At 33.4% G+C, this 17,177-nt stretch carries 9 protein-coding genes; 7 read left to right on the top strand and 2 right to left on the bottom strand.

Annotation, left to right across the window (positions count from 1 at the left end):
* Positions 1–6: 6 nt before the first annotated feature.
* From BXU10_RS15010 to BXU10_RS15000, 3 genes are read left to right on the top strand one after another with little or no spacing between them, the layout of a single operon-like run.
* Complete coding sequence (locus BXU10_RS15010) at positions 7–2,205, top strand: NHLP family bacteriocin export ABC transporter peptidase/permease/ATPase subunit (protein WP_078228145.1); 2,199 nt, start codon at positions 7–9, stop codon at positions 2,203–2,205.
* Positions 2,206–2,216: 11 nt separating this feature from the next.
* Positions 2,217–5,126: an NHLP bacteriocin export ABC transporter permease/ATPase subunit gene (locus BXU10_RS15005; protein WP_223255470.1), complete on the top strand. Its 2,910-nt coding sequence runs from the start codon at positions 2,217–2,219 to the stop codon at positions 5,124–5,126.
* Between the two features lies 1 nt (position 5,127).
* Complete coding sequence (locus tag BXU10_RS15000; protein ID WP_078228144.1) at positions 5,128–6,270, top strand: hypothetical protein; 1,143 nt, start codon at positions 5,128–5,130, stop codon at positions 6,268–6,270.
* Positions 6,271–6,279: 9 nt separating this feature from the next.
* Here the strand turns inward: BXU10_RS15000 and BXU10_RS14995 are convergent, their stop codons facing one another.
* Together BXU10_RS14995 and BXU10_RS14990 are read right to left on the bottom strand one after the other, a co-directional pair.
* Positions 6,280–7,806 (bottom strand): glycosyltransferase family 39 protein, encoded by a 1,527-nt coding sequence (locus tag BXU10_RS14995; RefSeq protein WP_078228143.1) that lies wholly within the window; start codon positions 7,804–7,806, stop codon positions 6,280–6,282.
* A gap of 83 nt (positions 7,807–7,889) precedes the next feature.
* Complete coding sequence (locus BXU10_RS14990; protein ID WP_123922026.1) at positions 7,890–8,963, bottom strand: hypothetical protein; 1,074 nt, start codon at positions 8,961–8,963, stop codon at positions 7,890–7,892.
* Between the two features lie 215 nt (positions 8,964–9,178).
* Between BXU10_RS14990 and BXU10_RS14985 the strand changes: the two genes are divergently transcribed.
* From BXU10_RS14985 to BXU10_RS14970, 4 genes are all read left to right on the top strand, one after another.
* Positions 9,179–9,421 carry a hypothetical protein gene (locus BXU10_RS14985; protein ID WP_031453592.1) on the top strand — a complete coding sequence of 81 codons (243 nt, stop codon included), beginning with the start codon at positions 9,179–9,181 and terminating at the stop codon, positions 9,419–9,421.
* Between the two features lie 472 nt (positions 9,422–9,893).
* The gene (locus tag BXU10_RS14980) at positions 9,894–12,032 is read left to right on the top strand and encodes an alpha-N-acetylglucosaminidase (RefSeq protein ID WP_223255469.1); all 2,139 of its coding nucleotides are present in this window, start codon (positions 9,894–9,896) and stop codon (positions 12,030–12,032) included.
* 40 nt (positions 12,033–12,072) lie between these two features.
* Entirely contained in the window at positions 12,073–14,001 is a 1,929-nt protein-coding gene (nagB, locus tag BXU10_RS14975; protein WP_078228140.1) for a glucosamine-6-phosphate deaminase, read from the top strand.
* A 162-nt stretch (positions 14,002–14,163) separates the two neighbouring features.
* On the top strand, positions 14,164–17,175 hold the full coding sequence (locus BXU10_RS14970) for a TonB-dependent receptor (protein WP_078228139.1): 3,012 nt from the start codon (positions 14,164–14,166) through the stop codon (positions 17,173–17,175).
* Positions 17,176–17,177 lie beyond the last annotated feature (2 nt).

Genomic DNA, 17,177 nt, shown 5'->3' with positions numbered 1-17,177 from the left:
ATACAAATGGCAACCAGTACAACTTTTGTTATAGAAAAACAAGCCAGGCCCGTTAAGGTTCCAACTGTTTTACAGATGGAAAGTGTAGAATGTGGTGCTGCGGCTCTGAGTATCATTTTAGGCCATTTTGGAAAGTTTGTTCCTCTTGAAAAATTAAGAATAGCATGTGGAGTTTCCAGAGATGGTCTAAAAGCTACAAATATCATAAAAGCCGCCAAAGAGTTTGGACTTGAAGCAAAAGGATATGCAAAGTCTATAGAAAAGCTGATGCAGATTAAAACACCTGCGATTATTTTCTGGAATTTCAATCACTTTTTGGTTCTTGAAGGATTTACAAAAAACAGAGTTTATTTGAGTGATCCTGCACAAGGAAGATATTATGTAAGCCATCAGGAATTTGATGATTGTTATACAGGAGTTGTCTTAACTTTTGAAACCAATACAGCTTTTGAAAAAGGAAATGAGAAACGCGGTTTAATTTCGTCATTATTGTCCAGAGTGGCCAACTCTAAATTAAGTATTTCTTATATCATTTTAGCCAGTCTGTTTTTGGTGATTCCGGGGTTGATAATTCCTTCTTTTCTTAAAGTATTTATAGATAAATATTTGATAAACAGTTTTTCAGGATTTGTAATGCCATTGCTTTTGATCATGTCAGCAATCTTAATTATTAATTCGGTTTTGGTTTATCTCCAGCAATATTTTCTACTCAAATTAGAAACAAAACTGGCATTAGTTACATCCAGTAAATTTCTTTGGCATGTTTTTCACTTACCAATAGCATTTTTTACACAGCGCTACAGCGGAGAAGTAGGCAACAGGGTTTCTCTGAATGACAAAGTAGCCAAATTACTAAGCGGAGATCTGGCAAATGCAGCCTTAAATGTTATCGCAGTATTATTTTATGCGACCCTAATGTTTTCTTATAATGTTACCCTGACGTTAATTGGGATTTTTATGGCCGGATTAAATATTTTAATTCTTAGATATGTTTCCACAGCCAGAAAAGACGGAAGCCGCAGGCTTAGCAATGAAACGGGAAAGTTATTAGGCACAACAACTTCCGGAATTAGTATGATAGAAACCTTAAAAGCATCCGGACGAGAAAATGATTTTTTCACAAACTGGATAGGATATCTGGCAAAAGTAATGAATGCACAACAGGAATTAGGATGGCTAACGATTAGACTGAATGTTATGCCCAGTTTAATCACTTCATTAACAAACTCTCTGATTCTAGGAATAGGTGCATTGCAAATTATGAATGGCGAAATGACTTTGGGAGCTTTAGTTGCTTTTACTTATTTAATGTCAAATTTTATTAATCCTGTTAATCAGTTGGTTAGTGTAGGGACGTTGCTTCATGAGACTGAGAGCGATATGAACAAAATTGATGATGTTCTGAACTACGAGATTGATAATCAGTTTAGGGAAAAAGAGCAAAATGAAAATATCAAACAAGCTAATAATGAACAAAAAAGCAAATTAATTGGATATTTTGAAATGAAAAATGTCACATTTGGATACAACACCACTATGCCGGCATTGATTGAAAATTTCAATTTAAAGCTAAGACCAGGAAGCAGAGTCGCATTAGTAGGAGGTTCTGGAAGCGGCAAATCTACAGTAGCAAAGATTGCTTCCGGGCTTTATGATCCATGGGAAGGAGAAATATTACTGGATGCAAAAAATCGTGTAGATATTCCAAGACACATCATTACAAGTTCATTAGCAGTAGTAGATCAGGATGTAATTGTTTTTAACGGTACCATCAGAGAGAATATTTCTTTTTGGGACACCATGATTCCTGAAAAACACATTATAAATTCTGCCCGTGATGCAGTCATTCATGATGTTATTGCAGCCAGAAATGACGGATATGAAAGTAATGTAATGGAAGGTGGAACCAATTTTAGCGGAGGACAGCGTCAGCGTATTGAAATTGCAAGAGCTCTTGCCGTTAATCCGACTATTTTGGTAATGGATGAAGCTACAAGCGCTTTAGATCCTACAACAGAGAAAACAGTAATGGATAATATTAAAAAAAGAGGGTGTACCTGTCTGATTGTTGCCCACAGATTGAGTACCATAATGGATTGTGATGAAATAATTGTTATGGAATTCGGAAAAATCGTGGAGCGGGGCTCTCATCAGGAATTATTAAAATTGAATGGTGTTTATTCTCATTTGATCGAAACAAAATAAATTTAGTGATTATGTCAGTGAAAGAGAAAATACATATCAAGGTCGATAAGCCATTGATTCTTAATAATACAGACTGTTTCTGGATGATTATTTCGGGAGAAGTAAACGTGTTTCATACTAAAATTGATGAACAGGGAGAATACTTATGTGCCTTAAAATACCTTTATTCAGCAAAACAAGGGGAATTATTATTTAGTTTATTGCCTCATGAATACAACAATAATATAAGACTGATTGTTTTTTCAAATGAAGCAAAATTATTAGCTATTCCAAAAAATGAACTTTTGAATGTGGATCGTTTCTTTTTAAAAAACATGATTAACAAATGGATTTTAAAAACTTCATCTGAATTAAGCTTCAACACCACACCAAGGGTTTACACAGCGCTTAATGATTTTGAAAATTTAAATTTAAAAGAAAATAATATTGCATATCCTTCTAATGGAATAAATTGGATAAGATTACTTAAAGGAAATATTTCAGTTTTTTCAGATGAAATTAATATATCCTCATCTAATAACGAACTTGTTTATCCCATACCAGTATCTAATAAATTATGGATAAAATCGGTATCTGATAACACAGAAATAAAAATATTAAGTACCAGTGAAGTTATTGAAGAAGAAATTAATTTTTTAATTTCTTTAGAAAAAATGCAATCCTATTTTTATAATCAGCTTAATAAAGATATAGAAAAGAACAGTAAATTAGAAAATACACACTTTATTGAGAAACTTACGAATGAGGAAGAAGAATTAGAGACTACGCTGGAAAAAATAAAATCTATAGTTACAGGCAATAAAAAAAATACTTCAATAGCATTCAATAAGATAAACAAACAGAGTGTATTTTTTTCGACATGTCAATTAATTGGGGTTTATAGCGGATTTAAACTTGAGGAACCAAAACATATTGAAACATTTCAAAATACGGCAAATAATCTGTTATATGCAATTGCAAAAAGCTCTAAAATAAGAGTACGCAAAATTATCTTAAGAGATGTATGGTGGAAAGAAGAAAACGGACATTTATTGGCTTTTTTAAAACCAAATAATACACCTGTTGCCCTAATACAAAAAAAATCAGATTCTTATTTGATCAAAAATTTAGAAACGGGTACAGAGTCTGTTGTAAATCAAAAAATCGCTGAGTCCTTAGAGCCAATTGCATATATGTTTTTTTCTGGATTCAATGTTAAAATGGATTCAATAAAAAAAGTATTACGCTTTGCGATGAACGGAGTCTTAAGAGATGCCAAATTATTAATTTTAGCCTCATTTGCCGGCAGTTTAATTGGTTTGTTGATTCCAATTCTATCGGGTATAATTTTTGACGATGTTATTCCAACAGCCGACAGATCAATCCATTTTGAAGTATTTAGCATTATGATCATTATTGGCTTAGTTTCGGCTGGTCTTCAGCTTGTTCAGGGCGTATTGCAAATGCGGGTTGAATCTAAATCCAGCATTAATTTGCAGGCCGGTGTTATGGACTACATTTTAAGATTGCCAGTAACTTTTTATAAAAAATATACAGCTGGAGATCTCACTAACAGAGTACTTAGTATTAATTCTATCAGGCAAATATTATCGAGTACATTGATGACAGCGGTTTTGAGTGGTGCATTTTCGTTCGTTAATCTTATACTTTTGTTTTATTACGATTCGGGTTTAGCCTGGGTAGGAGTATTTTTGGCTTTAGTCGCCGTTGTATTTATGATAGCAATGGGCTGTTTAAAGCTAAAATACGACAGAGAAGTTTCAAAATACCAGGGAGAAATTCAGGGTTTTCTTTTTGAGTTTTTATCCGGAATTAGCAAAATTAGAATTACAGGTGGTGAAAGAAGGGTTTTCGCACTTTGGGCGAACAAGTTTTCTAAACTAAAAACATTAGGATTCAGTTCCGGAAGTTATCAAAATTTTGTCGAAGTTTTTAATAGTTCTTATCCGCTTTTTACAAGTATTTTCTTTTTTTCGTTTATATATCATACCGTTCTTAATTCTGATAAAACAACAAGTATGCTAACCGTAGGGGCATTTATGGCTTTTATTACTGCATTCAATAAATTTTTAAGTGATAGTCTGAGGTTAAGTATGGCTTTTATAACTTCACTCAATGTTATTCCGCTTTATGAAAGGGTAAAACCAATTTTAGAAGAAGAAACCGAATCTGTTGAACAAAGTATTGATCCGGGAGAATTAGCCGGTGAAATTGAAATGAATTCGGTTTCATTTAGATATAACGAGAATCAGCCTTTGATTTTAAAAAATATTACTTTCAAAATTAAGCCAGGAGAAATGGTTGCCTTTGTAGGTGCTTCCGGCTCAGGAAAATCAACTATTATGAGGCTTCTTCTCGGATTTGAACATCCGGAAATGGGCTCTTTATTTTATGATGGAAATACTTTTGACACTATGAATAAAGAATTGGTAAGAAGACAAATAGGAGTAGTATTACAAAACGGGGCACTGATGTCGGGCAGTATTTATCAAAATATAGTAGGAAATTCAGAATTAACACTGAATGATGCCTGGGATGCCGCACGTATGGCCGGAATGGAAGAAGATATCAAAAATATGCCAATGGAAATGCACACTTTTATAAGTGAAGGAGCGGGAACATTTTCCGGCGGTCAAAGACAAAGGCTCATGATTGCAAGAGCTATTGTACACAAACCAAGATTGCTTTATATGGATGAAGCAACCAGTGCATTAGATAACAGAACGCAAAACATTGTAGCAGAAAGTCTGGATAAACTTCAGGCAACCCGTATTGTTATTGCACACAGACTAAGTACTATCCAAAATGCAGACCGCATTTTTGTTTTGGATAAAGGAGAAATTACAGAATCGGGAACTTATGAAGAATTAATGCAATTGAACGGCTTGTTCACACAACTTGCTAAACGACAAATAGCCTAATATGAATTCACCAGCCTCAAAACTGCCTGATAATTTTCCTTTTAAGTTATCTCCCGGTCTTAAAGAATATCTTTTTAATAAGTTTAAGACATTCAAAAAACCATTTTTTACAGAAGAAGTAGCTTGTGAATTTTGGCATGAACATTCAAAAAATAATGATGCTAATACTATATTTGATATACTAAAAAAATGCTATCCTCAACTCAATTTTCCGATTGAAACAGGAATCGAAAAATCTGAATTGTACAAAGACTTCGTTTTAAGAGGTAAAAAAGATTTCACAAATTTAAAAGCCTGCATGGAATTAAATGATCCCAAAAGTATAAAATTTGAAGTCAGTAAAAATTTAGCGGGCAAAATACCTCTCTTAACAATCTCAAATGAAGAAGATTTTGTAAGACTCATACAATCTTTATTGTACAAAAATAATCCTGTTGAAATTCCTCATTCAATGGGAGCAGTCTTAATAAACGGTATTAATAATTGGGAGAGAATTAATATTTTAAAAAATAGTTGGCTGGAAAAGAATCCGTTAGGTAACTGGAATCAGGAATTTTCGAATATGATACTTAATAAATCTTTATACAAGGATAAGTTGATTATTTTGAGCACAAAACCTTATAGCGATGTGTCTGCAAATCAACTGGGGTTAAATGATGATATATGGATTTCACATTCCATTTCGATTAGAAAGGAACATGAATTTACACATTTGTATACTTTAAAAAGATATGGATTAGCTTCAAACAATCTGCATGATGAGTTAATTGCAGATTATATAGGAATTATTAAAACTATAGGATATTTTGACAAAGGCTGGATGCTAAATTTCATGGGATTAGAAGAATATCCAAAGTATAGAAGAGGAGCGAGATTTGAAAATTATATAAAAGAAAACAGATTATCCCAGGAAGATTTTAAACAATTGATAACGATTATTAAAAATGCTATTGAAACCATCGCTATATTTGATAAAAAAATGGGCAAATTAATATCAGTCAAAGATCAAAGGTGTAGGATAGAGGCACTTTGTGAAACAGGTCTAACAATATTAGCTTCTCAAAATGGTTCTTCTGTACTACTGGATAATTACTATGAGAGCTTTAATATTCACGAAAGTGTTGACTTAGAATTCCCAAATTAATTATATTATTTACTGACTAAAATCTTTTTCATCTTTAATTTCCTGTTCTATTTTTTTATTAATGTTGATTTTCGCATTTGTAAAAACAAAAAGGGTTGTTTTGAATTCTCTTGCGTATTTATTGGTAATTTCTCCTGCTTTAAAAGCGGATTGAAAATACGGACTAGTTTCTTTAAGTTCAGTACTGTTTTTCTCAAACTCTTTAATTCTTATCAGGTTTTTATATTGAACTTTGAGATTAAACCAATTTACATAATCAGCATTAAAAGAAACTGCTTTGATGCCTTTTTTTGTATAATAATTAATAGCTCCCGCTTGTCCGTAATTATCACAAAGCACTAATGTGTTTTGTTGATTGCCTAAAACACTATAAACAGAATCGGTTTTTCTGGCGAGTTCTTTCCACCCAAGCATATCTGCAAAATCCTGTGGCAAAACATGATCTTTCCCGTCTTCCCAGCGAAGCATTCCCAGTTTTTGATATTTCTCTGGATTGGTACTTATTTCCTGAGGACTTTTATTTGGAAAAGCAACATCATAAATTGGAATAAACAGCAATAAAGGAATCGCTATAAATATAGGCTGCAGAAAACGTTTCCAGCCAAATTTTAGAAATTCTCCCAAAAAAGCGGCTCCAAAAGCAATATAAACGGGATATAGCCCAATAGCGTAATAAGCTTTGGCTTTAAAACATATAAAGACAAGAAGTGTAAAAATGACAGAGGTAAAAAAGAATTTATACTTTTTGAAAGGTTTAAAAAACAACAAAGCATAAAAACCTGAAAGAATAACTAACAGCCCGCCAATAAAAAATAGCAATTGTTCTTTTAAAAATTCAACACGGTCAACATTCACCAGTTGTGTTTCTGCCAATTCTTTCATATGATGTACAATAGGAAACTGGTTATTATACTGCCATAAAATATTGGGTAGAATCAATATCAGTCCAAAGAATAAAGCTAAATAGAGTTTTTTTTCTGCTAAAATTTGTCTTTGGTCAGAAAGCAAGATAGCCGGGATCAAACCAATAAGTAAGAAAATAATATTGTATTTATTTAAGAAACCGATTGCAAATACCATTGCTGCCACATAAAACCACTTTGTTTTTTGAGTTGCAACATATTGAATAATCACATAATAAAAAGCTGTCCAGCACAATACATCAAACGAATTAGGTTGAAACAGCATATTAATTCGCAGCAACGAGGAAAATAAAATACAGACTGAACCCAAAATCTGTGCGTATAAATTTCCTTTTAAAGTTTCAATTGTTTTCCAAACCACAATAAGCGTTACAACTCCAAACAAAGCAGGAAAAAACTTCACCCAGAAAACAGAATTTCCAAGCATAAGAATTATATAAGAAATCCATGAAGTGAGAGGAGGAACTGATAAATATCCCCAGGCTAAATGATTTGCCTGATCAAGATGCAAATATTCGTCTCGTTGCAGGTCATATTCAGGACTTAGCAAAGCATATTGCAAAACAAATTTAAGAACAATAAATCCAATTAAAATGATTCTTTTTTTAGTCATAATGCTTAGTCGCTTAATTATAATTAGCTCAATAGGTATTGAAATCTTGTTGAAAAATTAATAACATTTCAGCAAAAATGTGACTACTTAGAGTACGATTTGTAAACATCACTTTTGAGCATTTCTTTTTCTTTTTCACGATCAATAGCTTTAAATTCTTTCTCAAAATTGCCTTTAAAATTCTTTTTCAAATCTGTTACACCTAATTTTTCTAAGCAGTACAGATATTTGTAAATAGATTTATCAATTTTTGAATAACTAGATGTATACCAGAATAATTGTGCAGCAAAATCATAAACTTCCATATCCATTGCGATATCTGCGTATTTATAAATGTCCTCGATTTTATTGTCTTTATTTCTAAATAATGTATCAATCAGACTTCTTCTGTAATGCTGATATGCTTCTCTGGCATCTTTTGCACTCATGTTTACATTATATAAAGGATTATGGCTAAAAATATTACCTTTTATTTTTTCCCAATTTTCAAAACTATTCAGATGTTTGTTTCCAAGTTTATTATTCAGTTCAGACTGAGAATAAAATAATTCAAAATTTGCCCACGCTGAATTCGGATAATTTTTAAGTATTTCAGTGTAGATTTCAATAGCTTTTTCAAATTCTCCTTTATCATGTTCTACAATTCCTTTCTGAATTTCAGAAGCTAACTGATTATTGAATAAAATTAGTCTTTCCTTTAGATGAATTAAAAAATTATCGGCATACGTTTCACGCTTAGAAAAAAATTGTACAATTTCGAGATATTTCAAAGCATAATCAAATTCACCCTGAGAAATAAGTATAAAAATTTTCGTAACCGGAATCAGTTCATTGCTTTGCTCCATTTCCATTGTGGCACGCCAATAGTCAGAATTATTAGCTGTTAATTTATTAATATCCTGATTGTTATTAAAATTAGTATTGGCGACCAGGGTTCCAAAATTTTTCACTCCGGCAAATTTTTCATCCACAATTGTCTGATAGGAACTTAAAACTGGTAAAGCTTCCTTTATTGCGAAGCTTTTATTCATCTCAAATTTTCCTTTCAAATCTGCCTTTTTGTAATCTTCAAGGGATACATCTTTTATTACAGGAGCACCATTTTGTGAAAATAACATAGAACTAAATAAAAGAATACAAAAAGTAATGTTTTTCATTTTTTAAGATTTAAAGAGATTTTAAAGGATTTGATATAATGATTTCTTTGACGAATGTAGGAAAATTTATAGTGTACTTTCCAATCAGGTCAGCTTAATTATTTAAATATTTTATTGAATAACCAAGGAATAGGTTCGTAATGGTTTAAGATAGATTATATACATTTAACATCTGTAATAATTATAATCTAAGATGTTAATATAAAATCATAAAAATGAAAATTAAAAGAGAACTTATTTATTTCGTTTCAGTACTTATATTCGCTTTTTTATGTTTAAAATTTCCTCAAAACAGGCATGATAAAAATAGCAACATAAAAACCAACCAATTGCCTAAAGAAGAAATGCTGTCGGAGGAGACATTAAAATCAATCGATTCTTTAAATAAAAGTATAGATTCACTTACGATTAAAAATAACACTAAAATAGGGCCGGTTATAGAGGTAAAAATTAATTGATGAGTTTGAAATATTTTTAAGTAAATATTGTAATACAAATGATTACAGGTCAATCTTAGTAGCCATAAAGCTTTCAGCTCTAACAATAATATTTCTAAAATAATAAAAACTGCAACCCTAAAAAAGTTGCAGTTTTTATATTTAACAGAACTCCTAAAGGAAAGGAACAAACTATGGATAATATGTCTATAGTTTTGAATAATGCGTCCATCTCTCAAAGGTTTTATATCAATAATTTTATGATTAGTTAAACATCTGATTTTATTTGATGGTTATCAGATGGTATAAAGTGTTTCATGTCCATTATTGCAATCAATACTGGATTAAAATGAGTTAGTTTTTGTGTTAGTTAAAGGGAGATTTATTAATGATCTCCCTATTTTTTGTACTTATATTTTAAGTAATAATTTGATTTTAATCTAATATAATATATATGAGAAGTGAGTGTTTGAATATTAAAAATTATAATGCTTTGAAGAATAACGTTATTCTGTTTTTTGTGATGCTGTTTTTTTTAGCCCCTAATGTGTATTGTCAAAATAAAGAAGATACAAAAAGTGCCAGAGCGGTAATAGAAAGACTAATTGGCAATCGGGCAAAGGATTTTGATTTAAATATTGTGCAAAGCAAAAACCAAAGTCAGGATTCGTTTGAAGTAGAATCAGCAGGTAATAAGATAATAATTAGCGGAACTTCAAATGCATCAATTTGTTATGCTGCTTATACTTTTCTAAAAGATATTGGGGCTGTTTCAATTAGCTGGGAAGGAAACCGGATTGATTTGCCTAAAACATGGCCTAAATATTCCAAAAAACAGGATACTCCTTTTAAATACAGAAAATATTTAAACGCCTGTACATTTGGTTACACTACACCCTGGTGGGATTGGAAACGATGGGAGCAGGAAATTGACTGGATGGCACTGCACGGGATTAATCTGCCTACCGCTTTGGAAGGTCAGGAATCAATCTGGCAGCAATTATGGAAAGAGTATGGATTAACAGACAAGCAATTGCAGGAACATTTTACAGGACCCGCATTTTTACCCTGGCAGCGAATGGGGAATATAAATACCCTCGACGGACCGCTGCCACAGGAATGGATGGATAAAAAGAAAAACATTCAAAAGAAATTATTGCAGCGAATGAGAGACCTGGGAATGCATCCCGTTGTACCAGCCTTTAGTGGATATGTACCAAAAGCTTTCGCAGAATCACATCCCAACTCAAAAATCAGTGAATTAAAATCATGGTCAGGTGGAGGTTTTGAAAGCACTTATTTATTAGATCCCAATGATCCCTTGTTTAAAGAAATAGGAAAACGATTTATAGAAATCTACACTCAGGTATATGGGCCATCTGACTTTTATCTGGCCGATTCTTTTAATGAAATAACGCCACCGGTTTCAGAACAAAATAAATACGAAGAACTCGCAGATTATGGAAATACCATTTTTGAAACTATAAATGAGGCTTCCCCAAAAGCAACCTGGGTAATGCAGGGATGGCTTTTTGGTGATAATAAGGAGTTCTGGACAAAAGAAGCCACGAAAGCTTTTCTGAGTAAAGTACCCAATGACCGAATGATTGTTCAGGATTATGCAAACGACAGATATAAGGTATGGGAAAATCAGGAGGCTTTTTACGGAAAACAATGGAGTTATGGGTATGTACATAATTATGGAGGATCGAATCCTGTTTATGGAGATTTAAATTTTTATAAAAATGAGCTTACAGGCTTATTGGACAATCCTCATAAAGGAAATCTTGTAGGTTATGGTGTAATGCCCGAAGGCCTGAATAATAATTCTATAGTTTACGAATATATTTATGACCTTCCATGGTCACAAGGAAAAGAACCTGTAAATGACTGGTTAAAGAAACATTTAAATGCGAGATATGGAAAAACTTCAGATGCTGTTTTTCAGGGTTGGCAATTGTTAATCGAATCTGTTTACAGTACTAAATATTGGGAAACCCGCTGGTGGAATGACTGGGCAGGTGCTTATTTGTTTTTTAAAAGACCTACGTTGAAAATAACCGAATTCAAAGGTAATCCGGGAGATATGGATAAACTAAAACAAGCTCTGGATATTTTAAATAAAGAAAGTAAAAACTACAATAAAAATAAGCTGTATAAATATGATCTTATAGACGCTTCCAGACATTATTACTCACTGTATATTGATAAAATGCTGATAGAATGTGTAAAAGCTTATGAATCAAAAGACATTCAAAAAGGAGATGAGTTATTTAAAAAAATAGAAAAAACAGCATTGAATATTGACAGTATGATGTCTGCTCAACCTTTGAATAGCCTAAAAAACTGGGTAAAATCGGCATCAGATTACGGAACAACCCCTGAAGAATCCAGATTATATGTAAAAAACGCCAAAACATTAATAACGCTTTGGGGCGGAGAAGGACACCTGAATGATTACGCTTCAAGAGCCTGGAAAGGAATGTATAAGGATTTTTATTGGCCAAGATGGAGAATGTTTTTGGAGTCACAAAGAGAATCAGCTCTTAATAAAACAGCATTCGATGAAGAAAAAGTAAGAGCATCGATAAAAGAATGGGAAACAAAATGGAGCGAAAGCAGCGAAATGTAGTAGGGATTATAATCAAATATTAACAATAAAAAATAAAGCAATGTTAAAAAGCAGTATAGACAAAGCAACAAGTTTTGAAAAGCGATTTGAGAATATTGGTACTGTGGTTTATGAAAATTCAGTGATAGCATCTAAATCAGTAGCCAATGAAATAGCAGGTCTGATTAGAGAAAAGCAGTCTCAAAATCAGTTATGTATATTAGGTCTCGCCACAGGATCAAGCCCAAAGAGTTTGTATGCAGAGCTGGTTCGGCTTCATAAAGAAGACGGTTTGAGTTTCAAAAATGTAGTTTCATTCAATTTAGATGAATATTACCCTATGGAACCCGATTCTATCAATAGTTATGTGCGTTTTATGAAGGAGCTCCTATTCAATCATATTGATATTTTACCGGAGAACGTTCATATTCCGGATGGCACTTTATCAAAAGAAGCAATAGGGGATTACTGTGCTAATTACGAAACGAAGATCGAAGCACTTGGAGGTATTGATCTGCAGGTTTTGGGAATTGGAGGAAATGGTCACATCGGATTTAATGAGTCAGGTTCACTTCAAAATTCAAAAACACGTTTGGTAGCTTTGGATCATATTACGCGTGTTGCAGCCAGTAACGATTTTTCAGGCCTGAATAACACACCAAGAACTGCCATTACACTGGGAGTTAAAAAAATTATGGAAGCCAAAAGAGTGATACTTCTGGCATGGGGCGAAGGAAAATCAAATATTATTAAAGCATCTGTAGAAGGTACAGTAACTAATCTCGTACCGGCAACTTTTTTACAAGAACACAGTAATACCACATTTGTACTGGATAAAGCCGCAGCTTCAAAGCTAACACGTATTAACACACCATGGCTTGTTGAAAAAGTAAACTGGACAGACAATCTTATACGAAAAGCAGTTTTAGGTTTGGCTTTACATCTAAAGAAACCAATCTTAATGCTTACAGATGCTGATTACATTGAAAACGGAATGAGTGATCTACTGGCAGATTTAGGTCCGGCCTACGATATCAACATTAAAATTTTCAACAAACTGCAAAACACTATTACCGGATGGCCAGGCGGAAAACCAAATGCCGATGACAGCAAAAGACCCGAAAGAGCAGAACCTGCTAAAAAACGTGTCCTTATTTTTAGTCCCCATCCAGATGATGATATTATAAGTATGGGAGGAACTTTCAAGCGCCTGCATGAACAGGGACATGAAGTACATGTTGGGTATCAGACTTCAGGGAATATTGCAGTTGCTGATGATGAAGCCTTGCGATTTGCCGGTTTTGTTTGTGACTATAATGATAAATTCGGTATTAAAAGTGTTGAGACCGATGATATTTATAAAGAGTCCTTGAGATTTCTACAAAATAAAAAGAACAGCGAAATTGATATTACCGAAGTTAGAAACATTAAAGGATTAATCCGAAAAGGAGAAGCACAGTCTACTTGTCACTTTGTTGGAATTCCGGATAGTCAGATTCATTTTATGGAACTTCCGTTTTATGAAACCGGAACAATTGAGAAAAAACCGCTGGGAGAAGAAGATATTCAAATTACAATGGATCTGATTGAAAAAATTAAGCCTCATCAGATATATGCTGCTGGAGATTTAGCAGATCCACACGGAACACATAAGGTTTGTCTGGATGCTGTTTTTGAAGCAGTAACACGTTTGAAAACAAAAGATTTTATGAAAGACTGCTGGGTTTGGCTTTACAGAGGTGCATGGCAGGAATGGGGAATTGATGAAATTGAGATGGCTGTACCAATGGGACCGGATCAGGTCATGGAAAAAAGAAAAGGAATTTTTAAACATCAGTCTCAAAAAGACGGAGTCGTTTTTCAGGGTTCAGACAGCAGGGAATTTTGGCAAAGAGCCGAAGACAGAAACAAAGAGACCGCAGATTTGTATCATGAACTTGGATTAGCTCATTATGCAGCAATGGAAGCTTTCGTAAGATGGATGTATTAATAAGATTTTAGTTATATAATTTTATAAAAAAAAGCTTCGTAAGTCCTTATTTTATTGGGTTTAACAAAAAAATCCATGTTTCTGAATAACCTGTCCATTTCTTAACAATTCTTTAATACTAATTTCGACAAAACTATTTAACCAATTAACTAAATACTGAATATGGAAAAACTTAAACTTTTATTGTTAGCCTTTTTTCTAGGTCTTTCAATCAATTCATGGGCACAAAAAACAGAAGTGTCCGGGGTCATTTTAGATGACAAGAATTTGCCGCTTCCCGCAGCTAATATTCTTGAAAAAGGTACTACTCGTAGTGTAGTAACAGATTTTGATGGTAAATTCAAAATATCTGTTTCAAATCCTAATGCAGTATTACTTGTATCCTTTCTTGGATTTGCAGATCAAACTGTTAAATTAGACGGAACAAAAACAAATTTGACAATTAAACTGGCTTCTGCTACTAACGCTTTAGAGCAAGTTGTAGTAGTAGGTTACGGAAAAGGATCCCGTAAAAATTTGACAACATCTGTAACCTCTATTAAAGCTGATGAATTAAACAGAGGAGCAATAAGTGATGTTGGACAATTACTGCAAGGTAAGGTATCAGGTCTTAACATTTCATCAAGTGGAGATCCTACAAGAACAGCTTCTGTTGTTTTGCGTGGTGTTTCAACATTAAACAGTTCTCAAGGACCGTTTTATGTAATCGATGGTGTTCCGGGTGTTGATATTTCTATGATTTCACCAGATGATATCGCAACTATTGATGTATTAAAAGATGCAGCTGCAACTGCAATTTATGGTAACCGTGCTGCCAATGGGGTTATTATGGTTACTACAAAAAAAGGCAGTAAAGACAGAACTCAAATTGCTTATAACGGATATGTTGGCTGGGAAGAAGTTTCGAATCAGCTGGATATGATGGATGCAGCTCAATTGAGAGCATTTACCACAAAAAACAATTTGAACTTTACTCCTGAAAATGACAAAGGTGCTAATACAAACTGGCAGAAAGAAATTTTAAGATCAGGAAAAGCAAAATCAAGCAGTCATAACTTATCGATGAGCGGTGGAGGTAAGAATGGCAGTTATACTGCTAGTATTACTTCACTTAATAAGGAAGGGGTTCTTTTAAAAAGTGATTTTTCACGTGTAATAGCCCGTTTATCTGTTGAGCAATTTGCTTTTGATGATAAAGTTAAATTTGGTTTAAATGTAACCAATTCTAATAGTAAATATACAAATGTACCGCAGCGTAATACTGTACTTTTACAGGCAGCAAGTTATCTTCCGGTCTCACCTGTAAGAAATGCTGACGGAAGTTTTTTTGAAAATTTCACAAGTACTGGCTATTTTAATCCTGTTGCTTTAATACAACACGGAACAGACGAAACAAAAACAAATAATCTTGTTGGTAACCTGACTGCAGAGGTAAAACTTCCTTTTGGATTTACCTATAACTTAAACATTGCACACCAAAAGCTGACTTCTTCACATGGAGAGTTTTACGATAGTTATTATTCGAGATATAATAGTGCTAATTTCTACAATAACCCAGATCCACCACAAACTAAATCGTTAATTAATTTTGGTATAAATGGTTCTGCCTTGAGAAATAATTATGAAAACACAAATAACATTATTGAAAGTTTCTTAACATGGGACAAAACTCTTGGAGTTCATAAGATAAAAGCTGTTTTAGGATATTCCTGGCAGGAAAATACATTAGGAGACGGATTTCAGGCAACAGCAACCAATTTCCCTGTAGATAACGTAGGATATAACAACCTTGCACTTAGTAATTATACATCAGTGAATGGATATGTTGTGAATTTTGGAGATAGCAGAGCCTACCAAAAAACACGTTTAATAGGTGAATTTGCCCGTTTAAATTATAATTATCAGGATAAATACCTATTACAGGGAACAATTAGAAGAGACGGAGGTTCTGTATTTGGAGCAAATAACCGTTGGGGATATTTCCCTTCTGTAGGAGCAGCATGGAGAATTGACAAAGAAAATTTTATGAAAAATCAGCAAATTTTCAGTGACTTAAAATTACGTGGAAGTTATGGAGTTACAGGAAACTCATCAGGATTTAATGCTTACACAGCTCAGTTTATTTCAGGAAGCTTAGGAACTTTTTACTACAATGGACAGCAAATTGGAGCCTATGGACCAAACCAGGCTGCAAATCCGGATTTGAAATGGGAAAAAACTGCAACTAAAAACATTGGAGTTGATTTTGGATTGTTTAATGGAAAAGTTACCGGTTCTGTTGATTTGTACGACAAGAGAACAACAGACATGATTTTTAATTATTCCGTTAGTCCGGTACTTGTACCAGTAGGAACAATTGTGGCAAATGGTGGAACGATGTCTAACAAAGGTATCGAGGTGAGTCTATCGGCAACTCCTGTTAAAACTGCAAACTTTACATGGTCAACGAATTTGAATGTGGCAAGCAATAAAAATGAAATTGTTAAATTAACAAATCCATTCTTTATTGGTGGTGACTCTATCCGCAGAGTACAGCCTGACGGAGGAGGACAAACTGGTAGTACACTACAAATTTTTAAAGAAGGAAAACCTCTAGGGCAATTCTTTACTCTTAAATACGCAGGTAAAAATGCTGCAGGTGTTTCTCAATATGTTGCCAAAGACGGTAGCTTAACCACAACTCCTGCAATTGGTGTAGATTATCACTATGCAGGAAGTGCACAGCCAAAAGTTTTATTAGGCTGGGGGAATAATTTCCAGTATAAGAAATTTGATTTGAGTGTTTTCTTCAGAGGAGTTTTTGGAAATAAAATTTTCAATGCTACCAAAGCTGATTTATTCAGACCTAGTACTGCAATGACCACTAACATCTTAACAGATGCGGCAAATGAGTCGCCAAATGATCTTAATTCTTATAAATATTCATCACGTTTTATAGAAGACGGTAGTTATATCAGATTAGACAATATGACTTTAGGATATAATTTTGGTAAAGTGAGTAAATTTATTCAAAGCGTACGTGTATATCAAACGGTCAATAACTTGTTTGTTATTACCAAGTATTCAGGAATTGATCCGGAAGTAGAACAGGGAGGAACAGCTCCTGGTGTAGATTCGAATAACTTCTATCCAAAAACCAGAACATTTATGTTTGGCTTAAATGTGATATTCTAAAA

Source organism: Flavobacterium sp. LM4 (assembly GCF_002017935.1).
GTDB lineage: Bacteria > Bacteroidota > Bacteroidia > Flavobacteriales > Flavobacteriaceae > Flavobacterium > Flavobacterium chungangense.
This window is presented reverse-complemented; position numbering and strand designations above follow the sequence as displayed.